The organism is Amnibacterium setariae, assembly GCF_003581425.1.
GTDB lineage: Bacteria > Actinomycetota > Actinomycetes > Actinomycetales > Microbacteriaceae > Amnibacterium > Amnibacterium setariae.
The window spans coordinates 1-22,643 of sequence record NZ_QXTG01000001.1 but is presented as its reverse complement, the minus strand read 5'-3'; the positions used below and the strand labels follow the sequence as shown (position 1 = coordinate 22,643).

General features: G+C 74.3%; 26 protein-coding genes. 18 read left to right on the top strand and 8 right to left on the bottom strand.

All coding sequences use genetic code 11. The features are described 5' to 3' along the window. Positions 1-20: 20 nt before the first annotated feature. Positions 21-659: a uracil phosphoribosyltransferase gene (gene upp / locus D1781_RS00130; protein WP_119480292.1), complete on the bottom strand. Its 639-nt coding sequence runs from the start codon at positions 657-659 to the stop codon at positions 21-23. A gap of 33 nt (positions 660-692) precedes the next feature. Between upp and D1781_RS00125 the strand changes: the two genes are divergently transcribed. Further along, a complete protein-coding gene (locus D1781_RS00125; RefSeq protein ID WP_233550848.1) occupies positions 693-1,172 on the top strand; it encodes a nucleoside deaminase in 480 nt (159 codons plus the stop codon). On the opposite strand, the gene D1781_RS00120 is transcribed toward D1781_RS00125, so the two are convergent. Beyond that, positions 1,153-1,449, bottom strand: coding sequence for a hypothetical protein (locus tag D1781_RS00120; protein ID WP_147391990.1), 297 nt, complete (start codon positions 1,447-1,449; stop codon positions 1,153-1,155). The genes D1781_RS00125 and D1781_RS00120 overlap by 20 nt on opposite strands. Before the next feature lie 114 nt (positions 1,450-1,563). Here D1781_RS00120 and D1781_RS00115 point away from each other — a divergent pair, with 114 nt between their 5' ends. The 3 genes from D1781_RS00115 to D1781_RS00105 all read left to right on the top strand — a co-directional run bounded on the left by D1781_RS00115 (position 1,564) and on the right by D1781_RS00105 (position 2,559). Beyond that, positions 1,564-1,989, top strand: coding sequence for an ArsR/SmtB family transcription factor (locus D1781_RS00115; RefSeq protein ID WP_119480290.1), 426 nt, complete (start codon positions 1,564-1,566; stop codon positions 1,987-1,989). A gap of 95 nt (positions 1,990-2,084) precedes the next feature. Next, positions 2,085-2,285 carry a helix-turn-helix domain-containing protein gene (locus D1781_RS00110; RefSeq protein ID WP_119480289.1) on the top strand — a complete coding sequence of 67 codons (201 nt, stop codon included), beginning with the start codon at positions 2,085-2,087 and terminating at the stop codon, positions 2,283-2,285. A 175-nt stretch (positions 2,286-2,460) separates the two neighbouring features. Then, a complete protein-coding gene (locus D1781_RS00105; protein WP_003792170.1) occupies positions 2,461-2,559 on the top strand; it encodes a 30S ribosomal protein bS22 in 99 nt (32 codons plus the stop codon). A 48-nt stretch (positions 2,560-2,607) separates the two neighbouring features. On the opposite strand, the gene D1781_RS00100 is transcribed toward D1781_RS00105, so the two are convergent. Beyond that, entirely contained in the window at positions 2,608-3,360 is a 753-nt protein-coding gene (locus D1781_RS00100; protein WP_119480288.1) for an HAD family hydrolase, read from the bottom strand. A gap of 91 nt (positions 3,361-3,451) precedes the next feature. Between D1781_RS00100 and D1781_RS00095 the strand changes: the two genes are divergently transcribed. Further along, the gene (locus D1781_RS00095; protein WP_119480287.1) at positions 3,452-3,721 is read left to right on the top strand and encodes a glutaredoxin family protein; all 270 of its coding nucleotides are present in this window, start codon (positions 3,452-3,454) and stop codon (positions 3,719-3,721) included. Between the two features lie 19 nt (positions 3,722-3,740). Here the strand turns inward: D1781_RS00095 and D1781_RS00090 are convergent, their stop codons facing one another. Then, positions 3,741-4,943 carry an AI-2E family transporter gene (locus D1781_RS00090; RefSeq protein ID WP_158589943.1) on the bottom strand — a complete coding sequence of 401 codons (1,203 nt, stop codon included), beginning with the start codon at positions 4,941-4,943 and terminating at the stop codon, positions 3,741-3,743. Between the two features lie 67 nt (positions 4,944-5,010). Then, on the bottom strand, positions 5,011-6,321 hold the full coding sequence (gene aspS / locus D1781_RS00085; RefSeq protein ID WP_119480285.1) for an aspartate--tRNA(Asn) ligase: 1,311 nt from the start codon (positions 6,319-6,321) through the stop codon (positions 5,011-5,013). Between the two features lie 117 nt (positions 6,322-6,438). Here aspS and D1781_RS00080 point away from each other — a divergent pair, with 117 nt between their 5' ends. The 5 genes from D1781_RS00080 (at position 6,439) to ccsB (ending at position 11,038) form a co-directional block, all read left to right on the top strand. Further along, positions 6,439-7,074 carry a histidine phosphatase family protein gene (locus tag D1781_RS00080; protein WP_119480284.1) on the top strand — a complete coding sequence of 212 codons (636 nt, stop codon included), beginning with the start codon at positions 6,439-6,441 and terminating at the stop codon, positions 7,072-7,074. Continuing rightward, positions 7,074-7,661: a TlpA family protein disulfide reductase gene (locus D1781_RS00075; protein ID WP_119480283.1), complete on the top strand. Its 588-nt coding sequence runs from the start codon at positions 7,074-7,076 to the stop codon at positions 7,659-7,661. Before D1781_RS00080 ends, D1781_RS00075 begins: the two co-directional genes overlap by 1 nt. Further along, complete coding sequence (locus D1781_RS00070; RefSeq protein WP_119480282.1) at positions 7,658-8,377, top strand: cytochrome c biogenesis CcdA family protein; 720 nt, start codon at positions 7,658-7,660, stop codon at positions 8,375-8,377. Before D1781_RS00075 ends, D1781_RS00070 begins: the two co-directional genes overlap by 4 nt. Continuing rightward, positions 8,361-9,962 (top strand): cytochrome c biogenesis protein ResB, encoded by a 1,602-nt coding sequence (gene resB / locus D1781_RS00065; protein WP_119480281.1) that lies wholly within the window; start codon positions 8,361-8,363, stop codon positions 9,960-9,962. Before D1781_RS00070 ends, resB begins: the two co-directional genes overlap by 17 nt. Positions 9,963-10,042: 80 nt before the next feature. Beyond that, on the top strand, positions 10,043-11,038 hold the full coding sequence (ccsB, locus tag D1781_RS00060) for a c-type cytochrome biogenesis protein CcsB (protein WP_233550846.1): 996 nt from the start codon (positions 10,043-10,045) through the stop codon (positions 11,036-11,038). Positions 11,039-11,374: 336 nt separating this feature from the next. Here ccsB and D1781_RS00055 read toward each other — a convergent pair whose 3' ends face one another. Then, the gene (locus tag D1781_RS00055; protein ID WP_233550844.1) at positions 11,375-12,346 is read right to left on the bottom strand and encodes an o-succinylbenzoate synthase; all 972 of its coding nucleotides are present in this window, start codon (positions 12,344-12,346) and stop codon (positions 11,375-11,377) included. 31 nt (positions 12,347-12,377) lie between these two features. Between D1781_RS00055 and D1781_RS00050 the strand changes: the two genes are divergently transcribed. From D1781_RS00050 to D1781_RS00040, 3 genes are read left to right on the top strand one after another with little or no spacing between them, the layout of a single operon-like run. Beyond that, positions 12,378-13,268 carry a 1,4-dihydroxy-2-naphthoyl-CoA synthase gene (locus D1781_RS00050; RefSeq protein ID WP_119480279.1) on the top strand — a complete coding sequence of 297 codons (891 nt, stop codon included), beginning with the start codon at positions 12,378-12,380 and terminating at the stop codon, positions 13,266-13,268. A gap of 13 nt (positions 13,269-13,281) precedes the next feature. After that, positions 13,282-14,412, top strand: a complete 1,131-nt coding sequence (locus D1781_RS00045) for an AMP-binding protein (protein ID WP_119480278.1) — start codon at positions 13,282-13,284, stop codon at positions 14,410-14,412. A 38-nt stretch (positions 14,413-14,450) separates the two neighbouring features. Next, complete coding sequence (locus D1781_RS00040; protein WP_119480277.1) at positions 14,451-15,407, top strand: 1,4-dihydroxy-2-naphthoate polyprenyltransferase; 957 nt, start codon at positions 14,451-14,453, stop codon at positions 15,405-15,407. Here the strand turns inward: D1781_RS00040 and D1781_RS00035 are convergent. Further along, the gene (locus tag D1781_RS00035; protein ID WP_158589942.1) at positions 15,371-15,682 is read right to left on the bottom strand and encodes a DUF4229 domain-containing protein; all 312 of its coding nucleotides are present in this window, start codon (positions 15,680-15,682) and stop codon (positions 15,371-15,373) included. The two genes, D1781_RS00040 and D1781_RS00035, sit on opposite strands and share 37 nt — an antisense overlap. 121 nt (positions 15,683-15,803) lie before the next feature. On the opposite strand from D1781_RS00035, the gene D1781_RS00030 reads away from it, so the two are divergent. Then, on the top strand, positions 15,804-16,172 hold the full coding sequence (locus D1781_RS00030) for a PLD nuclease N-terminal domain-containing protein (protein ID WP_119480275.1): 369 nt from the start codon (positions 15,804-15,806) through the stop codon (positions 16,170-16,172). A gap of 13 nt (positions 16,173-16,185) precedes the next feature. Then, positions 16,186-17,841, top strand: a complete 1,656-nt coding sequence (gene menD, locus D1781_RS00025; protein ID WP_119480274.1) for a 2-succinyl-5-enolpyruvyl-6-hydroxy-3-cyclohexene-1-carboxylic-acid synthase — start codon at positions 16,186-16,188, stop codon at positions 17,839-17,841. Positions 17,842-17,851: 10 nt separating this feature from the next. Here the strand turns inward: menD and D1781_RS00020 are convergent, their stop codons facing one another. After that, positions 17,852-19,069, bottom strand: coding sequence for an isochorismate synthase (locus tag D1781_RS00020; RefSeq protein ID WP_119480273.1), 1,218 nt, complete (start codon positions 19,067-19,069; stop codon positions 17,852-17,854). Between the two features lie 40 nt (positions 19,070-19,109). Between D1781_RS00020 and D1781_RS00015 the strand changes: the two genes are divergently transcribed. Genes D1781_RS00015 through D1781_RS00005 form a run of 3 tightly spaced genes read left to right on the top strand, consistent with a single transcriptional unit; the run spans position 19,110 to position 22,294 of the window. Beyond that, entirely contained in the window at positions 19,110-19,835 is a 726-nt protein-coding gene (locus D1781_RS00015; protein ID WP_119480272.1) for a class I SAM-dependent methyltransferase, read from the top strand. Positions 19,836-19,849: 14 nt separating this feature from the next. Then, entirely contained in the window at positions 19,850-20,887 is a 1,038-nt protein-coding gene (locus D1781_RS00010) for a polyprenyl synthetase family protein (protein ID WP_119480271.1), read from the top strand. Between the two features lie 48 nt (positions 20,888-20,935). Further along, on the top strand, positions 20,936-22,294 hold the full coding sequence (locus tag D1781_RS00005; RefSeq protein WP_119480270.1) for an FAD-dependent oxidoreductase: 1,359 nt from the start codon (positions 20,936-20,938) through the stop codon (positions 22,292-22,294). The last annotated feature ends 349 nt before the right edge of the window (positions 22,295-22,643 follow it).

The following is a 22,643-nucleotide window of genomic DNA, read 5'->3' as shown; positions in this document are numbered from 1 at the left end:
GATCCGCGGAGGACGGGAGCTCAGCTCGCGACGGTGCCGTAGAGCCGGTCGCCCGCGTCGCCGAGGCCGGGCACGATGTAGCCGCGCTCGTCGAGCCGCGCGTCGAGCGAGCCGAGCACGATCGTCACGTCGCGCCCCTCCGTCGCCCGCTCCACGGCGGCGAGGCCCTCGGGTGCGGCGATCAAGCAGATCGCGGTCACATCGCGGGCGCCGCGGTCGAAGAGGTAGTCGATCGCCGCGATCAGGCTGCCGCCGGTCGCCAGCATCGGGTCGAGCACGAAGCACTGCCGCGACTCGAGGTCGTTCGGCAGGCGCTCGGCGTACACGGTCGGCTCGAGCGTCTCCTCGTTCCGGACCATGCCGAGGAAGCCGACCTCCGCGGTGGGGACGAGCTTCACCATGCCCTCGAGCATCCCGAGGCCCGCGCGCAGGATCGGGACCACGAGCGGCAGCGGGGTCGCGAGCGCGAGCCCGTCGGTGCTGGCGACGGGCGTGTCGATCCGCACCGGTTCGGTGCGCACGCTCCGCGTCGCCTCGTACGCGAGCAGCGTCACGAGCTCCTCGGCGAGCGCCCGGAACGTGGGGGAGGGGGTGCTCCTGTCCCGCAGCAGGGTCAGCTTGTGCGTGACGAGGGGGTGGTCGGCGACGTGCACGCGCATGGTGGAAGGCTATCGGCGGCGTCGGGAGGACACGTGGACGGTGATCGGGCGGCGATCGGGCTCGCGCTCGACGAGGCGCGGCTGGCCCTCGCGACGGACGACGTCCCCGTCGGCGCGGTGGTGCTCGACCCGGCCGGGGCGGTGATCGGCCGGGGGCACAACCTGCGAGAGGCGACCGGCGACCCGCTGGCGCACGCCGAGGTCGTCGCGCTCCGCGACGCGGCCGCGGCGCGGGGCGGCTGGCGGCTCGACGACTGCACGCTCGTCGTGACCCTGGAGCCCTGCACGATGTGCGCGGGCGCCCTGCTGGCGGCGCGAGTCGGGCGGCTCGTGTTCGGCGCCTGGGACGAGAAGGCGGGCGCGGTGGGGTCGGTGCTCGACGTCGTCCGCGACCGCCGGCCGCCGACCGGCGTCGAGGTCGTGGCCGGCGTCCGGGCCGAGGAGTGCTCGGCGGTGCTGCGCGGGTTCTTCGAAGGCCGTCGCGGCCCGGGGGTCACTCGAGCGCGCGGATGACGATCGCCTCGGTCGGCGTCGCCTCGTCGGCGGCCACGTCGGGCTCGACGTGCACGGCGGCACCCGGCGGGGCGAGCCGGGAGACGGTCAGCTGCACGTGCGCGATCGCGGTCACCACATCGGTGAGCGACAGTGCCGGGGGCAGGCCGACCCGCAGCACGACCACGGCGCGCTCGGTGCCGTCCTCGTGGGCGAGCCGCACCAGCGGCACGGTCCGCACGTTCCGCACCCTCAGGACCGCCTCCGCGATCTGCTCCTGCGATTCAGAACCGCTCATCGCGCACCTCCCGCGTGCCCGGGCAGTGTAGGCCGCGGACCTCGGCCGGACCGGTGCCGGTTCCATGCACCGCGCGGCATGGTGCTCGACGCTGCGAGGGCATACGCTCGCCCCGTGGCGGACCTGTTCGACGTCATCGCTGACCCGACGAGGCGTGAGCTGCTGCGAGCGCTGCTCTCGCGCACGGAGGAGCCGGACGGGACGGGGGAGGCCAGCGTCGGCCAGCTCGTCGCCGAGCTCGGCCTCAGTCAGCCGACCGTCTCGAAGCACCTGAAGACGCTGCGGGAGTTCCAGGTGGTGACCGTGCGCGAGCAGGGCCAGCACCGGTACTACCGGCTCGAGCCGACCAGCCTGGAACCCGTCGCCGAGTGGCTCGGGGCGTTCCTCAAGCCGGCCGTCGCCGCGGACCGGCCCGTGGGCGACGAGGTCGAGGAGGTGGTGCGGCTGGCGCCGGTGCACCCCCTGACGCCTCGGGCGAGGACCGCCGCCGTGCGCATCGGTTCGACCGCCGCCGCGGTCGTGGGGCGGCTGCGTCGCTGAACCCCTGCCGTCCACCCCTGGACCCCCGTTCGGGGGACACGTATCGTGGTCCGACGATCCGCTCGAGCGGTGGTCTCGGCGCAGGAGGGGGAGGCATGCCCGGTCTGAACGATGCGCGGTTCCTGACGGTCGCCGAGGTCGCGGACATCATGCGGGTCTCCCGCATGACGGTCTACCGGCTCGTGCACTCGGGCGACCTGCCGGCCGTGCGGTTCGGGCGCTCCTTCCGGGTGCCCGCGTCCGCCGTGCAGGACGCGATGTCGGCGCACGTCGTCGACGTCTCCCGCTCAGCCTGATCGGCGCCCGGTTCGAGCGGCCCGCCGCGTCGCTCTAGACTGTCGGGGCTCTTCCGCGCCGATTCGAGGGCGCGGTCGCGTCCCGCGGTGCTCTGCGCCGCGCCGGGACGCGGTGAGGAGGACGTCCGCGTCCCCTCCACCGGTACGGGCGACCTCGCAACGTCAAGGAGAACTCATGGGTTCGGTCATCAAGAAGCGCCGCAAGCGGATGGCGAAGAAGAAGCACCGCAAGCTCCTGCGCAAGACCCGCCACCAGCGCCGCAACAAGAAGTGATCGATCGCGGCGCAGCGCGCCGCGATCCGTGAACGGGCTCGGGCCCGGTCAGGCCGTGCGCCGGCGCGACGCCGCGCGGACGCGCTTCCGCTCCGCGCGGATGCTGGCCGGGTCGAGCTCGAGCACCCGCCAGCCCTCGGCCCGCGCGTGCCGGTCGAGGCCGCGGTCCGGGTTGACCGCGACGGGCGTGCCCACGGCCGTGAGCAGCGGCAGGTCGTTGCTCGAGTCGCTGTACGCGTAGCAGTCGACGGGGTCGAACCCGCGGTCGGCCATCAGCACCTGCGCCGCGCGGGCCTTCTCCGGGCCGTGCATGGTGCCGGACGTGAACCGACCCGTGAAGACGCCGTCCTCGATCTCGAGGCCGCTGCCGATGCCCGCCGTCGCGCCGAGCGACGCGGCGAGCTCCTGCGCCAGGAAGTCGGGCGTCGCCGAGATCAGGTAGACCTCGTGGCCCGCGTCGAGGTGGGCGCGCAGCAGGTCGCGCGTCTCCGGCCAGATCCGCGGCCGCATCGTCTCGACGACCTTCGCCGCGAGGGCGTGGAGGCGGTCGGCGCGCTGGCCGGCGAGCAGCTGCATCCCCCGGTCGCGCACCTCGTCGAGCACCGACAGCGTCTCGCCGTGCCGCCGGAACGACACGGCCTTCCAGCCGAAGCGCGCGAGGTCCCGCCACGTCACGATGCCGAGCGACCGCGCGGCCCGGGCGAGGAACAGCAGGCTCGCGCCGTTGACCAGGGTCTTGTCGACGTCGAAGAAGGCGGCCACGGGCAGCGTCCTGAGCGGGGTCGCGGCGTCGTCGGTCATCGCCGCGTCAGTCTAGGTCGGCCCGTTCCAGGTCTCCCTCCGCGCTGCTCGAGGTGCACGAGCGGAGCCGCCCGCGGATAGCCTCGGGAGGGTGCTGACGCCCTCTCTCACCCTCATCGGGAAGCCCGACTGCCACCTCTGCGAGGAGGCGCGCGCGGTCGTCGCCCAGGTCGTGGGCGGTCTCGCCGCGGACGGGGTGGCCGTGGAGGTCGCCGAGCGGTCGATCCTCGACGAGCCCGACCTCGACGCGCGGTGGCACGACGACATCCCGGTCGTGCTGATCGGCACGGCGCTGCACGACCGCTGGCGGATCGACCCGGAGCGGCTCCGCGCCGACCTCCTCGCGGCCACCGACGCCTGAGCCGCGGCGGACCGCCGGCTCAGGCCGGCTTCGTCGCCCGCGCTCCTCGGGCCTTCCGACGCCTCGTCCCGGGGTCGTCGTCGTCGTCCACCTCGACACCGCGCCACGCCTTGGCGGCGGTCCAGATCACGCTCGCCGTCGGTGTGGAGAGGATCGCACCGACGATGCCGCCGAGCAGCGAGCCGGCCGTCAGCGCCAGCAGGATCACGAGCGGGTGCAGCGACAGCGTCCTGCCCATGATGATGGGCTGCAGCACGTTGCCCTCGACCTGCTGCGTCACGATGACGGCGATCGCCACGGCGATGGCCGGACCGACGCCCCCGAGCGCGAGCGCGACGAGCACGGCGACGATGCCGGAGACGACCGCGCCGACCACGGGGATGAAGGCGGTCACGAAGACGAGCACGGTGATCGCGGGCCACAGCGAGACGCCCGCGACCAGCGAGGTGCCGCCGATGAAGACCGCGTCGATCGCGGCGACGAGGGCGGTGCCGCGGACGTAGCCGCCGAGCACCCGGATGCTGCTGTGCCCGATCCGCTCGGCGCGGGCCCGGCGCTCGCCCGCGAGCGGCCGGATGAGGAAGTTCCAGATCATCGGGCCGTCCTTCAGGAAGAAGAACAGCACGAAGATCAGCAGGATCAGCCCGGTGAGCAGGTTGCCGACCGCCGAGAGCCCGGACAGGGCCGTGCTGCCGAACGCGCCGCTGCTCAGGTACGACGTCGCGGCCTGCTCGGCCTTCTGGATCTGCTTCGTGTCGATCGGCAGCGAGCCGTTCGAGAGGATCGTCTGCAGCTGGCCGAAGCCCTTGCTCGCGCTGCTGACGATCGTGTCGAGCTGCGAGGCGACCGCGGCGCCGACGATGGCGAGCAGCCCGACCAGGAGCCCGACGCCGAGCAGCAGCGAGACGAGTGCGGCGATCGGCGCCGGCACGCGGCGCCGCTTGAGCGCGCCGGTCAGCGGGGCGAAGGCCGCCGCGAGGATCAGGGCGATGACGACCGGCAGCACGACGAGCTTCAGCGTGATCGCCGCGAAGACCACGCCGATCGCGAGGACGACGACGATGATCGCCTGCAGGCTGCGCAGGGCGATCCGCCCGAAGGTGTCCGCCCAGATCGGCGGCAGTCCTCCGGTCTGGGGGCCGTGGTCCAGCGGTCGGGCGCGTTCGGCCTCGGCCCGCACCTCGCCGGCCTCGTCGGGCGCGTCCGGCGCGGTGTCGCTCATGCGCGCCATCCTCCTGGACGCAGCCTGGACAGGCAGTGCCCAGAAGGGGCGTACTCGCTGGACGCGACTAGGGCAGCAGTCGGTTCGGGCCCCGGAAGAGGTAGGTCGTCTCCCGGATGCTCGCGCGCTCGAGCATGAGCATCAGCACGCGCGCGAGGCCCATGCCGAATCCGCCGTGCGGCGGCACGCCGAAGCGGAAGAACTCGAGGTACGACTGCAGCTCGTCGGCATCGAGGCCCTTGTCGCGGACCTGCTCGAGCAGGACCTCGATGCGGTGCTCGCGCTGGGCGCCCGTGGAGATTTCGGTGCCCCGGTAGACGAGGTCGTAGCTCTTCGTGATGCCCGGGTCGTCGGCGTCGCGCATGTGGTAGAAGGGCCGGATCCCGGTCGCGTAGTCCGTCACGAACACGAAGTCGTGGCCGAACTCCTCCTTCACGTACGCCGAGATGCGTCGCTCGCCCTCCGGGTCGAGGTCGCCGTCGGCGCGGGGCACGACGTAGCCGCGCTCGGCGACGATCCGCAGCGCGTCGGCGAGCGGGATGCGCGGGAACGGCACGGACGGCACCTCGACGGTGATGCCGAGCAGGCGCTCGATCTCCTCGCCGTGCTTGTCCGCGACCGCCTGGAACCCGGCGACGAGCACGGCCTCGTGCATCGCCATCACGTCCTCGTGCGAGTCGATCCAGCTGATCTCCGCGTCGATGCTCGTGAACTCGGTCGCGTGCCGGGCGGTGAAGGAGGGGTCCGCGCGGAACGCGTCGGCGATCTCGAAGATCTTGCCGAAGCCGGCCGCCTGCGCCATCTGCTTGAAGTGCTGCGGGCTCTGCGCCAGGTACGCCGTCGTCTCGAAGTAGGGCACCTGGAACAGCTCGGCCCGCGACTCCGAGGGGCTGTTCATCAGCTTCGGGGTGTGCACCTCGATGTAGCCGTGCTCGACCCACCAGGTGCGGAGGGCGTGCTCGAACGTCGTCTGCACCTTGAAGACCAGCGCGTTCACCGGGTTGCGCAGGTCGAGGAAGCGGTGGTCGAGCCGCTTGTCGATGGAGGAGTCGGCGGCGATCGGCTGCTCGGGCTCGCTCGCGGCGACGACGTCGAACGAGTCGACCTTGACCTCGATGCCGCCGAGCTTCACGCGCTCGTCGTGCTTCAGCGCGCCCTCGACGCGGACGAAGCTGCCGAGCGGGACGCCCGAGATCGCGAGCGAGACCTCGTCGTCGCCCTCCGGTCGCGGCCGCACCAGCTGCACGGCGCCGGTCTCGTCGCGGAGGACGAGGAACTGCACCTTCTTCTGATCGCGCACCGTCTCGACCCAGCCGCCGACGGTCACGGGCCCGTCCTCGCGCGCGGCGAGGTCGGCGATCAAGGAGCGCTCAGTCACGGCGCACCAGCCTACGTGCGCCCGCTCCGTGGTCCGTTTCCGGTCCGATCCGGGAGGAATCCGGTTTTTCTACGGCTTGTGGCAGACGGTCACGGCCGGGCTCCTTACACTTCGGGGGTGGTCGCGCGAGCCCTGCATCTCGTCCGCCACGGCGAGGTGCACAACCCCGCCGGGGTGGTCTACGAGCGACTCCCGGAGTTCCGGCTCTCGGAACGGGGTCGCGCGATGGCGGCGCGGACCGCGGAGTGGCTCGCCGACAAGCCCGTGACACGCCTCGTCGCGTCCCCGCTGCTGCGCACCCAGCAGTCGGCCCAGCCGATCGCCGAGACGTTCGGGCTCGAGATCGAGCCGGACGACCGCGTCATCGAGGCCGCGAACCGCTTCGCGGGCAAGCGGGTGCGGGAGAGCGTGCTCCGCCACCCGCAGGAGCTCGCGCTGTTCCGCAACCCGCTCCGCCCCTCCTGGGGCGAGCCGTTCACGGCCGTGCGGGACCGGATGCGCCTCGCCGTGCTGGACGCGCTGCGCGCCGGCGACCCCGACCACGACGTCGTGATCGTGAGCCACCAGCTGCCGATCTGGATGGTGCACCGCAGCGTGGTCGGCGCCCCGCTCGCCCACGACCCGCGGCACCGGCGCTGCTCGCTCTCCTCCGTCACCTCCTTCGCGATCCGCGACGGCCGCGTCGTCGAGACCGGCTACGAGGACCCGGCGGGCGCGCTGCTCGTCGGGGCCGTCGACCAGGGAGCCACCTGATGCGCCGCACGCGCCTCCTCGCGCCGCTGCTCGCGGCCGCCCTCCTGCTCACCGGCTGCACCGAAGCCGGCCCGCAGGCCGGGGTCGCCGACCCCGGGTACATCCCCGGCACCGACGGCGGCACGGTCTCGCAGTTCAAGGACCCGGACACCGCGCCGGTCGTCTTCTCCGGCAAGACCACCGACGGGTCCGCGTTCGCGTCGAAGCAGTACGCCGGGAAGGTCCTCGTCGTGAACTTCTGGTACGCCGGCTGTCCGCCGTGCCGCGCGGAGGCCGCGACCCTGAACTCGCTGTCGGAGCGCTACGCGAAGCAGGGGGTGCAGTTCGTCGGCGTGAACGTCAGCGACGACGCGCCCACCGCCGCGGCCTTCGAGCGCACCTACAAGACGCCCTACCCGAGCATCGTCGACCAGGAGGGCGGCGCCGCGGTGCAGCTCGCCTTCACCGCGAGCAAGCCCCCGAAGGCGGTGCCGTCGACGCTCGTGCTCGACGGCGACGGGCGCGTGGTCGCGCGCATCATCGGGCTCGCGAACAAGTCCGTGCTGAACACGCTGATCGAGGACGCGGTCGACGGGACGGCGAGATGAGCACGTCCGGCGGGCTGCTCCTGCTCGCGCCGGTCGCGCTCGCCGCCGGGGTGCTCTCCTTCGCGTCGCCCTGCGTGCTGCCGCTCGTGCCGGGCTACCTCGGCTACGTCGGCGGCGTCGACCGCTCCGGCGCCCGCGCGCGGTCGCGGATCGTGCTCGGCGCCGCGCTGTTCGTGCTCGGCTTCTCCCTCGTCTTCGTGCTCACCTCCGTCGCCTTCGGCGCGGCCGGCACCTTCCTGGTCCGGTACCAGGACCTGATCACCCGCATCGCCGGCGTCGTGGTCGTCCTGCTCGGCATCGTGTTCATCGGCGGCCTCGGCCCGCTGCAGCAGCGGTTCGCGCCGGAGTGGCGCCCGCGCGCCGGCCTCGTCGGCGCCCCGGTGCTCGGCGCGGTCTTCGCGGTCGGCTGGACGCCGTGCCTCGGGCCGATGCTCGCGACGATCCAGGGCCTCGCACTCTCCTCCGGCTCGCTCGGCACGGCGATCGCGCTCGCGGTCTGCTACTCCCTCGGGCTCGGCCTGCCGTTCGTGCTCATCGCGATCGGGTTCGGCTGGGCGACCGGCGCGGTGAACGCCCTCCGGCGGCACGTCCGCGCGATCAACCTCGCGGGCGGGGCGCTCCTCGTCGTCATCGGCGTCCTCATGATCACGGGCGTCTGGGGCGCCGCGATCGGCGCCCTCCAGTCCTCGGTGGCGAGCTATGTCCCGGCCCTCTGACGCCCAGGACCGGTTCGCCGACGACGGCGCGGTCGTGAACCCGCGGCTCGGCCCGCTGGAGTGGCTCCGCTGGGGATGGCGGACGCTCACGAGCATGCGCACGGCCCTGCTGCTGCTGCTCGCGCTCGCCGTCGCCGCGGTGCCCGGCTCGCTGATCCCGCAGAACTCGAGCGACCCGAACGGCGTCATCCAGTACCGGCAGGACAACCCCGGGCTCGCGAAGGTCGTCGACGCCATCCAGGGCTTCGACGTCTACACGTCGTTCTGGTTCTCCGCGATCTACCTGCTCCTCTTCATCTCGTTGATCGGCTGCGTCGTGCCGCGCCTGAAGCACCACTGGCGGGCGATGCGGAAGGCGCCGCCGCGCACGCCCTCCCGCTTCACGAAGCTGCCCGCGTCGTCGTCGGTCCAGCTGCCCGGCCTGACGGTGGCGGAGGCGGTGGACGCGGGGGAGCGGGTGCTGAAGGGCGCCCGCTACCGCACGGCGCGCTACGGCGACAGCGTCTCCGCCGAACGCGGGTACCTGCGCGAGACGGGCAACCTGCTGTTCCACAGCGCGCTCGTCGGCGTGCTCGTCGCGGTCTTCGTCGGCGGCGGGTTCACCTACACCGGGCAGAAGATCCTCGTCACGGGCGACACGTTCGTGAACGGGCAGACCCAGTACGACTCGTTGAACCCCGGCCGCTTCTTCGGCGACGACTCGCTCGCGCCGTACGCGCTGAAGCTCGACCGGCTCGACGTCACGTACGAGCAGCGGAACCTCGACGCGCTGGGGCAGCCGCTCGACTACACCGCCCACGTCACGACGACCGTCCCCGGCCAGGCGCCGAAGGACGCGACGATCAAGGTCAACTCGCCGCTCGACGTGCAGGGCACGAGCGTCTTCCTGCTCGGCAACGGCTACGCGCCGCACATCACCGTGCGGAACGCGGACGGGTCGGTCGCCTTCTCGCAGACCGTCCCGTTCCGGCCCACCGACTCGAAGATGACCTCGCTCGGCGTCGTGAAGGTGCCCGACACCACCGACGAGGCGAAGCAGATCGGCATGATCGGCTTCCTCTACCCGACCGCCGCGGAGCGCACCGACGGCTCCTTCGTCTCCATCTTCCCGAGCGTCGGGACGCAGAGCCTGCTGTCCATGCAGGTGTACGTGGGCGACGTCGGGCTCGACGCGGGCACGCCGAAGAACGTCTACGAGCTCGACACGGCCGGCATGAAGCAGGTCATGGGGATCAAGGACCCGCTGCAGCTGAAGGTCGGCGAGACGCGGACGCTGCCCGACGGCCTCGGCACCGTCACCCTCGACGGCATCACCCGCTACGCCGCCCTCGACATCCACCACGACCCCTCGCAGGGCGTCGTCGCGCTGTTCGTCGCGCTCGCCGTCATCGGCCTCATCGCCTCCCTCCTGATCCCGCGCCGCCGCATGTGGATCAAGGTGCGCGAGGACGGCGACGGGGTCCTCGTCGAGTACGCGGGCCTCGCCCGCGGCGACGACCCCGGCCTGGTCCGCGCGGTCGCCGAGCTCGAGCGGGACCACCGCGCCGCGCTCCCCGCGGCCGCCCGCGAACCCGCCCCCGTCTGAACGACCCCGCGGGATGCGTCCCGCCTGACCGCTCCCTCCGATCCGCGGGCCCCGCCCGCACCGACACCTAGGCTGCTGACGTGAACCCGCTCGACTCCTTCTCCGAGCTGCTGCTGATCTCCGCGATCGCGGTGTACCTGTTCGCCTTCATCGCGTTCGCGCTCGACCTCGCGCGCCGCTCCGCCGAGTCCCAGGCGCGGGTCGACCTCGTGCGCCGCGGCTCCGCGGCCACGGAGGCCGCGTCCGGCGGCACCGCGGTGCTGGTCGAGGCGCCGCCCGCGCCGCCCGCAGCGGCAGCGTCCACGCGGCGCCCCGCCGCCCGGACCGGCATCGCGCTGCTGGTGGTCGGTGTGCTGCTCCACCTCGGGGCGGCCGTGCTCCGCGGGGTGGCCGCCGGGCGGGTGCCGTGGGCGAACATGTACGAGTTCGCGATGACCGGGACGCTGATCATGGTCGTCGTCTACCTCGTCTCGCTGACCCGCATCGACCTGCGCTTCCTCGGCTCCGTCATCTCCGGCTTCGTCGTCGTGCTGCTCGGCATCTCGACGGTGAGCTTCCACGTCGCCGTCTCGCCGCTGCCGCCGGCCCTGCAGTCGTACTGGCTCGTGCTGCACGTGCTCGTCGCGATGCTCGGCACCGGGTTCTTCACGCTCGCCGCCGCGCTGTCGGCCGCCCAGCTGCTGCAGGTCCGCCGCGGCAAGCGGCTCGGTGCGGGGCGCGGCGACCGCCTGCGCCTGCTCGCGACGATCCCGGACGCGGACCGGCTCGAGAACCTCGCCTACCGGATCAGCGTCGTCGGCTTCATCCTCTGGACCTTCACCCTGATCGCCGGCGCGATCTGGGCGAACCACGCGTGGGGGCGCTACTGGGGCTGGGACACCAAGGAGGTGTGGACGTTCATCATCTGGGTCGTCTACGCCGGCTACCTCCACGCCCGCGCGACCCTCGGTTGGCGCGGCACCGGCTCGGCCTGGCTGAACCTGATCGGCTACGCCTGCATCCTGTTCAACTTCGGCGTGGTCAACGTCTTCTTCCACGGCCTGCACTCCTACAGCGGCCTGCCCACCGGCCAGTAGCCGCCGCGCTCACGGGCGCACGCCGGAGCGATCCAGCAGGACCTCCTCGATCCAGCAGGACCAGGGAGGCGCTGAGGTCCTGCTCGACCGCGGAAGTCCTGCTCGATCGCTCCTCGGGGCACGCGCGCGAGCACGACGGCCGGCCGCAGCGACGACGCCGGGGCCGGACCGCGTCTCCGGCGGCTGGAGCTCCCGGTCCCTGCGGTCGTGCTCCGGTCGGCGCGCGCCGGAGCGATCCAGCAGGACCTCCTCGCTCCAGCAGGACGAGGGAGGCGCTGAAGTCCTGCTCGACCGCGGAAGTCCTGCTCGATCGCTCCGGGCGCTCGATCGCAGGGGTCAGGCGAGCAGCGCGTGCACCCGGCGGATGCGGTCCGCCCACCAGGCGGCGCGCTCGGGCTCGGCCGCCCAGCGGTCGAGGAGGCGCGGGGAGGGGACCGAGCGGCGCACCGGGATCGCGCCGTCGACCGGCAGCAGCGGGTCCTCGACCACGTCGGCCGCGAGCAGGGCCGCCGTGCCGAGCCCGCAGTCGTAGGGGAGCTCGGGCAGCGCCGCCGCGAGGTGCGCCCCCATCGCGAGCCCGATCGACGTGTCGAGCGCGGAGGACACGACCGCGGGCCGACCGAGCCGCTCCGTCAGCGCGAGCGCGGCGCGCACGCCTCCCAGCGGCGCCGCCTTCACGATCACGACGTCGACGACGGCGGCGGCGCGCTCCGGGTCGGCAGCGCGGCGGATCGACTCGTCGGCCGCGATCGGGATGCGCAGGTCGCGGATCCGGTCTCGGAGCTCGGCGAGCTCCGAGACCGTCGCGCACGGCTGCTCGACGTACTCGAGGTCGGAGGGCGCCAGCGCGCGGAGCGCGTGCTCCGCCTCGTCCACGTTCCAGGCGGCGTTCGCGTCGATCCGCACCCGGCCCTCGGGGCCGAGCGCCTCCCGCACGGCGGCGACGCGGGCCACGTCGTCCTCGGGCGCCGAGCCGGGCTCCGCGACCTTCACCTTCGCGGTCCGGCAGCCCGGGAACCGCGCGAGCACGGCGGGCACGTCCGCGGCCGGCAGCGCGGGCACGGTCGCGTTGACCCGCACGTCGGTCCGGTGCAGGGCGGGGGAGGGCGACCAGCCGTACTCGACCGCCGCGGCGAGCCAGCGCGCGGCCTCGGCGTCGTCGTACTCGACGAACGGCGCGAACTCGGTCCAGCCCTCCGGCCCCTCGAACAGCGCCGCCTCGCGCACCGTGATGCCGCGGAAGCGGGTGTGCAGCGGGAGCGCGACCACCCGCAGCCCGCCGAGCAGGTCGTCGAGGTCGGGCAGCACCCCCTCATCCTGCCGCCGTAGCCTGACCGGCATGCCCGTGTCCGAACTGTTCGATCCCGAGGTCTGGACGCCGTCGGCGGTCGCGGACGGGTTCACCGACGTCACGGCGCACCGCAGCCTCGACGGGCGCATCGCCCGCATCGCGTTCGACCGCCCGGAGGTGCGCAACGCGTTCCGGCCGAAGACCGTCGACGAGCTGTACCGCGCGCTCGAGGACGCGCGCACCGACCCCCGGGTCGGCGTGGTCCTGCTGACCGGCAACGGCCCGAGCCCGAAGGACGGCGGCTGGGCGTTCTGCTCCGGCGGCGACCAGCGGATCCGCGGGCGCGACGGCTACCGCTACGAGGGCGACGAGCAGGCGCCGACCGGCGGCCGGCTGCACATCCTCGAGGTGCAGCGCCTGATCCGCTTCATGCCGAAGGTCGTGATCGCCCTCGTGCCCGGCTGGGCGGCGGGCGGCGGCCACTCCCTCCACGTCGTCTGCGACCTCACGATCGCGTCCGCCGAGCACGGCCGCTTCAAGCAGACCGACGCGGACGTCGGCTCGTTCGACGGCGGCTACGGCAGCGCCTACTTCGCCCGGCAGATCGGCCAGAAGGCGGCCCGGGAGGTCTTCTTCCTCGCCCGCGAGTACTCGGCGCAGCGCGCGTACGAGCTCGGGGCGGTGAACGCCGTCGTGCCGCACGCGGAGCTCGAGACCGCCGGGATCGACTGGGCGCGCACGATCCTCGGCAAGTCCCCGACCGCGATCCGGATGCTGAAGTTCGCCTTCAACGCGGTCGACGACGGGATGGTCGGCCAGCAGGTCTTCGCCGGCGAGGCGACGCGGCTCGCCTACGGCACGGACGAGGCGCGGGAGGGGCGCGACGCCTTCCTCGAGAAGCGCGACCCCGACTGGTCCGGCTCGCCGTACGCCTTCTGATGGGCGCCGCCTGATGCGGGAGCTCGCGGTCGTCCCGGACGCCCCCGAGACGCTGGTGCCCGCGATCCGGGCGGCGCTCGACGGGACCGGTGCCGCCGTGCTGCCGCTCGCGGCCGGCGCGGTGCCGCCGGAGGTGCCGGACCGGGTGCCGCTCCCCGTCGCGGTCGTCGTCGCCACCTCCGGCACGAGCGGTACGCCGAAGGCGGTCGCGGTGTCGTCCGGCGCGCTGCTCGCCTCCGCGGCGGCGACCGAGAGCGCGCTCGGCGGGCCCGGCGAGTGGGTGCTCGCGCTGCCCGGCCACTACATCGCCGGCGTCCAGGTGATCGTGCGGGCCGTCGCCGCCGGGACGGAGCCGGTGCCCATCGCGCCGGGCCCGTTCACCGCTCGCGCGCTCGCCGACGCCGTGCTCGCCCTCCCGCCCGAGCGGCGCCGGTACACGGCGCTCGTGCCGACGCAGCTGCACCGGGTGGTCGAGGCGGTGGAGGCCGGCGACGCGGACGTGCGCGCCGCGGTGCACGCGCTCGACGCCGTGCTCATCGGCGGCGGGCGCCTGCCGGCCGAGCTGGCGGACCGCGCCGCGCGGACCGGGATCGCGGTCCGGCGCACCTACGGCGCCTCCGAGACGGCGGGCGGCTGCGTCTACGACGGCGCGCCCCTCGCCGGCGTGGAGGTGCGCGTCGTCGACGGCGAGGTGCAGCTGTCCGGCCCGACGCTCGCGGAGGGGTACCTCGGGGACGCCGACCGGACCGCCGCCGCCTTCCTGCAGGAGCCCGGGCGCCGCTGGTACCGGACGGGCGACGCGGGGGAGTGGGACGGCGAGCGGCTGACCGTCACCGGTCGGCTCGACGACGTCGTGATCACCGGCGGCGAGAAGGTGTCCCTCGGCCTGGTGGAGCGCGCCGTGCAGGGCATCCCCGGCCTGGGGCAGGCGATCGTCGTGCGCGGCGCGGACCCGGAGTGGGGCGAGGTGCCGGTGGTCGTGACGACCGCGCCGGTCGACCTCGCCGCGGTGCGGGAGGTCGTCGGCGCCGGGCTGGGGCGGGCGGCGGCCCCGCGTCGCCTCGTCGTCGTGCCGGAGATCCCGCTCCTGCCCTCGGGGAAGCCCGATCGGCGCGCCCTCCAGGCCCTCGCCGCGCGGCGCTGAGCCGCCGGACCGGCGCCGGGCTCCTAGGATCGAGCGCCGTGGCGAAGGCGAGCACGACGAGACGGCCCCCGGTGCGGAGGCGCCCCGGCGCGACCGTGAAGGCGCCGTCCGCCGCACCCGCCCGGGCCGGCGTCGCCGGCTGGATCGGCGCCTCGCGGCCCCGCACCCTCCCGCTCGCCGTCGCGCCCGTCGCCCTCGGCACCGGCGCGGTCTGGGGCCAGCGGCTCGACGGCGACTACCGGCTCGCCCTCGTCGCGCTGGCCGTGGCGCTCCTGCTGCAGATCGGCGTGAACTTCGCGAACGACTACTCCGACGGCGTCCGCGGCACGGACCGCTACCGCGTCGGCCCCGCCCGGCTCACCGCCTCCGGCGCCGCCTCGCCCCGCGCGGTCCTGACCGCCGCGATCGTCTGCTTCGCGCTCGCCGCCGTCGCGGGCCTCGTCATCGTCGTGCTCACGCAGCACTGGTGGCTGCTGATCGTCGGCGCGCTCGCGCTCGCCGCCGCCTGGTTCTACACCGGCGGCAAGCGTCCCTACGGCTACGCAGGATTCGGCGAGATCGCCGTCTTCCTCTTCTTCGGCGTCGCCGCCACGGCGGGCACGAGCTACGTGATCGCCGGCACGGTCACGGCCGAGAGCTGGTTCTGCGCGCTCGCGATCGGCTGCATCGCCTCCGCCGTCCTCGTCGTCAACAACCTGCGGGACATCGAGCAGGACGAGGCGGCGGGCAAGCGCACCCTCAGCGTCCGCATCGGCGCCCGCGGCAGCCGGATCCTCTTCGGCGTGCTGATGGCGGTGCCGTTCCTCGTCGTCGGCTACCTGACGCTCTTCTACCCGCTCGCGCCGCTCGTCTTCCTCGTGCTGCTGCTCGCGGTGCCCGCGGTGCTCATCACGGCGACCGCGAAGACCCCGCGCGAGCTGATCCTCGCGCTCAGCCTCACCGGCATCGAGGCGCTGGTCTACGGCCTGGGGCTCGCGGCGGCGCTGTCGTTCTGACCCGCGGCCCCGTCGACCGCCTCGTCCTCGACGGTCTCGTCGGAGACGACCCGCCGGCTCTCCGCCCGCTGCTTCAGGAACCGGGCGACCGCGCCCCGCTGCTTGTCGAGCAGGATCATCGACAGCACGAACCCGATGAAGGCGGCCAGCACGGCCGACAGGATCGGGTTGCCGGACAGCGCGTAGATGACGACGAGCGGCACCGCGAACAGCGCGATCCGCAGCGCCGAGTACGCGACGAACGCGAGAGCGAGGGACGGGCGCTGATCGGGCATGACCTTCCGAGTGTAGGCACCGCGCCCGCTGTGGCCCGCCCTCGGCGCCCACAGGGGATTCCAATGCGATGGGCCCGGATCCCGCGCGGCCGCGGTCCGCGACGCACGTACAGTTGCCGCCATGGCGAGGGTGCTCGTGTTCGCGGCGATCGCGGCGACGGTGCTCACCGTCTTCGCGGTGGTCGACTGCGCGCTCACCGAGCGCGGTCGCGTGCGCGCCCTGCCGCGCTGGGCGTGGATCCTCGTCGCGCTGGTGCTGCCCGTCGTCGGCCCGCTCTTGTGGCTGCTCCTCGGCCGCGGCCCCGCCCGGCCGCGCCAGGCGCCCCGCTTCATCGGGCCGGACGACGACCCCGACTTCATCGGCTCGCACGGCCGTCCCACGACGACCGTCCAGGAGCCGGACGACGCGCGCTGGCGGGCGCTGGAGCAGGAGCTCGCGAACCTCGATCCGGACACCGACGACGACGGCGGCGACGCCGGTCGTCGCTGACGCCCGGCCCGCGATGACCGGGACGTCCCCCGCGGGGGCCGCCGCTGCGCGGCTGCTCGCCCGGCTGGCCGGGCTCGGGATGCGACACGTCGTGGTCTCCCCCGGCTCCCGCTCGCAGGCGCTCGCGCTCGCCGCGGCGGCGCTGGCCCGGCAGGGCGCCGTGCGCCTGCACGTGCGGATCGACGAGCGGGTCGCCGGCTTCACCGCGCTCGGCCTCGCCGCCGAGACGGGCACGCCCGTCGCCGTGATCGTCACGTCCGGCACGGCCGTCGCCGAGCTGCACCCCGCGGCGCTGGAGGCGCACCACGCCGGCGTCCCCCTCCTCCTGCTCACCGCCGACCGCCCCGAGGAGCTGCGCGGCACCGGCTCGAACCAGACGACGGTCCAGCCCGGCGCCCTCGGCGTCGCGGTCGCCGAGGTGCTCGACGTCGCCGCCCCGGAGGACGACGAGGACCTGGCGGTCGCCGCCGCCGTCGCCGAGCACGCCTGGACCGTCGCGGTGCGGGAGCGGCAGCCGGTGCAGGTGAACCTCGCGTACCGGGAGCCGCTGTCGAGCGCCGTCGGCGAGCTGCAGCCCGTGGGCGATGCGCTGCGCGCGCCGGTGCGGGACGACGCGCCGCTGCGGATCGAGCCCGGCCCGCGCACCGTGGTGATCGCGGGCGACCGCGCCGGGGAGGACGCCGAGGCGTTCGCCCGCGCGCTGGACGCTCCGCTGCTCGCGGAGGTGTCGAGCGGCGCCCGCTTCGGCCCGCAGCTCGTCGGCGCCTACCGCCCGCTGCTCGACGACCCGGACTTCGGCGGCCGGATCGAGCGCGTGGTCGTGTTCGGCCACCCCACGCTGTCGCGGCAGGTGCCGCGCCTCCTCGCCCGGCCGGAGGTCGACGCGGTGCTCGTCGGTCCGCCCGGCGGGGAGTGGTTCGACCCGACGCGCGGCCGCGCGACCCGGACGAGCGCGGTCGTCGCGGCCGCCGCCGAGCCCGACCGCGCGTGGCGGGGGTCGTGGGTCGCGGCCTCCCGGCGGCTGCTCGAGGAGACCGACGACCTGCCCTACGCCGGCGATCCGGAGCACCCGGGGTCGAAGGAGCTGCGCGCCCACCAGCGCGGCGAGCTCGCCGCCCTGCGCGCACCGATCACCCGGCGCGCCCTCGTCGACGCCGTGTGGCGGGCGACCTGGCCGCACGACCGCCTCGTCGTGGGCGCGAGCCGGCTGATCCGCGAGATGGACGCCGCGGTGCCCGGCAAGCGGATCCGCGTGCTCGCGAACCGCGGGCTCGCCGGCATCGACGGCACCGTCTCGACGGCGACCGGGGTGGCCCTCGCGCTCGCGGAGGCGGAGCGGGCGGGGACCACCCGGGTCCTGCTCGGGGACGTGACGCTGCTGCACGACGTGGGGGCGCTGCTGCGGACCCCCGGCGAGCCCGAGGTCCGCCTCCAGGTCATCGTCGGTGACGACGGCGGCGGCACGATCTTCGACTCCCTCGAGGTCGCCGCGACCGCGGACCCGACCGACTTCGACCGCGTGCTGCGGACCCCGCGGCCGGTCGACCACGCCGCGCTCGCCGCCGCCTTCGGCTGGGAGCACCGCCGGGTCGAGAACCGCGGCGACCTCGACCGGGTGCTGACCGCGCCGAGCGCCGGCCGCAGCCTGGTCGTCGTCCCCCTGGCCTGAGCGGAGGCGGTCAGCCCGCCCGGACGGGGGCGACGGCCTCGCGGATCGGCTGGAGCTTCCAGCCGGTCTCCTCGAGCTCCTGGTGCGGGTCCGATCCCGCGACGACGCCCGCGCCCGCGAACGCCCGCACGCGGTCCGGGCCCTCCACCTCGGCGGACCGGAGCGCGATCGCCCACTCGCCGTCGCCGCGGCCGTCGATCCAGCCCACCGGGCCGGCGTACCGGCGGCGGTCGAAGGGCTCGAGCGCCTCGATCGCGGCGAGGGCCGCCTCCCGGGGCGCGCCCGCGACGGCGGCCGTCGGGTGGAGCAGGGCGACGAGGTCGAGCGCGCCGACCCCGGCCCGGACCCGCGCGGTGGCGTCGGTGGCGAGGTGCCACACGTTCCGGAGGCCGAGCGCGAACGGCCGGCCGATGTCGAGGTCGTCCGTCGCCGGCCCGAGCGTCAGCAGGAGGCTGTCGACGGCGAGGGCGTGCTCGAACCGGTTCTTCGGCGACTCGAGCAGCGCGGCGCGGTTCGCGTCGTCGGCGGTCGGGTCCTGATCGCGGGGCGCGGTGCCCGCGAGCACGCGTGAGGTCGCGGCGCCGCCGCGCACGGTGGCGAGCGTCTCCGGGCTCGCGCCGAACACGCCGTCGACGGCGAACACCCAGGCGCCGCGGTAGCGGTCCTCGAGCAGGCGGAGGGCGGCGTCGAGGTCGAGGTCCGGGGTGTCGAGCACGACGTGCCTGGCGAGCACCACCTTCTCGAACGCGCCCTGCCGGATCCGGCGCACGGCCTCGTCGACGGCGCGCTCGTAGGCCTCGGGCGGGAACGGGGCGACCGGCGGGACCGTCGTCGGCGGCACGACGGGGCCGACCTCGTCGAGGTCGATGCGATGCGCGGCGCCGCCCCGCTGCACGACGACGACGCGGGGCACCAGCAGGACGCTCTGCGCCGCGGAGCGGTCCGCGAAGGCGAAGGCCCCGAACGCGACGGGCGAGGCGTCCGGCGCGTCCGAGTCGACGACGGCCCGCGCGACGAAGCGCCGCCACGCGGCGGCCGCGTCGAGCACCCGGCCCGGCCCGGCGAACACGAGACGTGCGGCCGTGCCGAAGCCCGTGAGGACGTCGTCGTCGCGGCGCCAGACGGCGACCGGCGGCCCGTGCTGAGCGCCCGCTGCGGCGAGCTCCTCGGCGGCCGAGGCGATCCTCCTGATCGTGACCGGGAATGGGGCGTCCCCGGGCTGCAGCATCCGCTCAGGCTACTTGGGCGGCTCGACTACCATCTGGACCGTGTCCGCGGCCGACCTGAGCAAGACGCCGGCCGATGTCGCAGCGATGTTCGACCAGGCCTCGCGTCGTTACGACGTCATGAACACGCTGCTGTCCGGCGGCAACGCCCAGCTGTGGCGCGCCGCGACCGTGCGCGCCGTCGCGCCGCGGGCGGGGGAGCGGATCCTCGACCTCGCCGCCGGCACGGGCACGTCGAGCGAGGCGCTGGCCCGCACCGGCGCCCGCGTCGTCGCCGCGGACTTCTCCAAGGGGATGCTCGCCGTCGGGCGGGCCCGGCACGCGGACGACCAGCGCATCGAGTTCGTCTTCGCGGACGCGCAGGCGCTCCCGTTCGGCGACGACGAGTTCGACGCCGTCACGATCTCGTTCGGGCTGCGCAACGTCGCGGAGCCGCACCGCGCGCTCGCCGAGATGTTCCGCGTCGCGAAGCCGGGCGCGCGGATCGTCGTCTGCGAGTTCTCGAAGCCGCCGGTCGCTCCCTTCCGCGCCGCGTACTTCGCCTACCTCGACCGCGTGATGCCGACCGTGTCGCGGATCGCCTCGTCGAACGCGCCGGCCTACGGCTACCTCGGCGACTCCATCAAGGCGTGGGCGGACCAGACGACGCTCGCGTCCTGGCTGCGCGAGGCCGGCTTCCGGCAGGTGCGCTACCGGAACCTGACGGGCGGCATCGTCGCGCTGCACCGCGGCGTGAAGCCGTCCGCCGGCGTCTGGGCGAGCGAGTGACGCCGGGTGAGGCGATGGCCGGGCGCACCGCGTCCCTCCACGCCCAGCTGCGGCTGACGGAGCGGCTGTTCGCGTCCCGGGAGGACCGGGCGATGGCGGACCGGATCCAGGCCGGGCTCGAGCGCGTCGAGGCCGGGATCCTCGAGCAGGTCGCCTTCCACGACGAGATCGCCGACGTGCGGTCGCGGTACCTGCTCGCCGCGGGCGGCAAGCGGGTGCGCCCGCTGCTGACGCTGCTCACGGCGCAGCTCGGCGACGGCGTGACGGACGAGGTGGTCACCGCGGCGCAGGCGGTGGAGATCCTCCACGTCGGCTCGCTGTACCACGACGACGTCATGGACGAGGCGGCCGAGCGCCGCGGGGTCCCCTCGGCGCAGCAGGTGTGGGGCAACTCGGTCGCGATCCTCACGGGCGACCTGCTCTTCGCGCGGGCGAGCAAGCTCATCGCCGGGCTGCACGGCGACGGGATCCTCGCCCAGGCGGAGGTCTTCGAGCGCCTCGTCCTCGGCCAGCTGCACGAGACGGTCGGGCCGGCGCCGGACGAGGACCCGGTCGACCACTACCTGCGCGTGCTCGAGGACAAGACCGGCGTGCTCATCGCCGCGGCCGCGGAGTGGGGCGCCGCCTACGCGAACGCGCCGGTCGAGTACCACTCGCCGCTCTCCGTCTTCGGGCGGCGCATCGGCGTCGCCTTCCAGCTCATCGACGACGTGATCGATCTGTCGCCGGACGAGGCGGAGACCGGGAAGCAGGCCGGCACCGACCTCAAGGCGGGCGTGCCGACCCTGCCGCTGCTGCTCCTCCGCCGCCGCGCGGACCGCGACCCCGCGGACCGCGCGCTGCTCGAGCGGCTCGAGGCGCTGCCCGTCGACGGGGCCGACGTCGACGGCGCGGTGGCCGAGCTGCGCGCCCACCGGGTGACCGCGGACACCCGCGCGGAGGCGATGCGCTGGGCGGACTCCGCCAAGGCCGCGCTCGACCCCCTGCCCTCCGGCACCGTCCGGCGCGCGCTGGTCCGCTTCGCGGACGTGCTCGTCGACCGCTCCCGCTGAACCGACCAACGCCGCGGCGGACCGCTCCGCCCTGACGGAAGGACACGAATGACCACGCTCCGCCTCGCCATCGTGGGCGCCGGACCGGCCGGCATCTACGCCGCGGACATCGCGAAGAAGGCCGACCGGGGGGTCGACGTCTCCATCGACCTGTTCGAGCGCCTCCCGGCCCCCTACGGCCTCGTCCGGTACGGCGTCGCCCCGGACCACCCCCGCATCAAGGGCATCATCGGCGCGCTGCGCGAGGTGCTGGACGGCGGGGCCGTGCGCCTGTTCGGGAACGTCGACTTCGGCACCGACATCACCCTCGAGGACCTGCAGCAGCACTACCACGCGGTGATCTTCGCGACCGGGTCGATCCGGGACGCCGATCTCGACATCCCGGGCATCGACCTGCCCGGGTCCTACGGCGCCGCCGACATCGTCTCCTGGTACGACGGCCACCCGGACGTGCCGCGCGAGTGGCCCCTCGAGGCGGCCGAGATCGCCGTCATCGGGAACGGCAACGTCGCGCTCGACGTCGCGCGGATGCTCGTCAAGCACCCGGACGACCTCATGCCGACCGAGATCCCCGCGAACGTCGAGGCGGGGCTGCGGTCGTCGCCGGCGACCGACGTGCACGTCTTCGGCCGTCGCGGGCCCGCGAACGTGAAGTTCACGCCCCTCGAGCTGCGCGAGCTCGGGGAGGTGCGCGACGTCGACATGGTCGTGCACGACGAGGACTTCGAGTACGACGAGCAGGCGCGCACCGCCATCGCCTCCAACAAGCAGGTGATGGTGATGGACCGGATCCTGCAGGCCTGGCGGAAGCGCGAGGTCGGCCACGCGAGCCGGCGCCTGCACTTCCACTGGTGGGCCCGCCCCGTCGAGATCCTCGGCGACGGACGGGTGGAGGCGATCCGCTGGGAGCGCACCGAGCCGGACGGCGTCGGCGGCGCCCGGGGCACGGGCGAGTTCCGCGAGCAGGCGGTGCAGGCGGTCTACCGGGCGGTGGGGTACTTCGGCTCCGCGGTGCCGGGCGTCCCGTTCGACCCGCTGCGGGGCGTGATCCCGAACCACGAGGGGCAGGTGCTCGGCGACGACGGGGCGCTGGTGCCCGGCGTGTACGCGACCGGCTGGATCAAGCGCGGGCCGGTCGGCCTGATCGGGCACACCAAGTCCGACGCGATGGAGACGGTGGAGCACGTGCTCACCGACCAGGGCATGTGGTGGACCCCGGCGCACCCGGACGAGCAGTCCGTCGTGGACCTGCTGCGCGCCCGGGGCGTGCGCTACACGACCGTCGAGGGATGGCACCTGCTGGACGCGCACGAGCTCGCGCTCGGGGAGCCGGCCGGACGCACCCGCATCAAGGTCGTGCCGCGCGACGAGATGCTCGCGGCGTCGCTCGGGGAGCCCGTCGGCTGACGGACGGGACGGTTCGAGGAGGGGGTCCGGCGCGTGCGCCGGACCCCCTCCGTCGTCCCCGAGCCCCGTCGTTCCGGGCGACACGCCCGAGGTGCGCGCCGTGTTTGCAGGAGGACCGAACCGCACGTACTGTATTCCCTTGTCAGCGCGACGCCGCGGATGAGAAAGGCTCCAAGAGCCCCACTCTCCGCCCACTGCCTGGCCGACTCCTTCGCTTCGGCGGGTCTGACGGACGTGCTCCGGCAGGGCTGAAGCGGGAGTCATCGAGGCGCCTCGAGCTGCTGGGTGGAAGCCTGGTGGGCGATGTGCGGCCGATCCTTGAGAACTCAACAGCGTGCACAATTGTCAA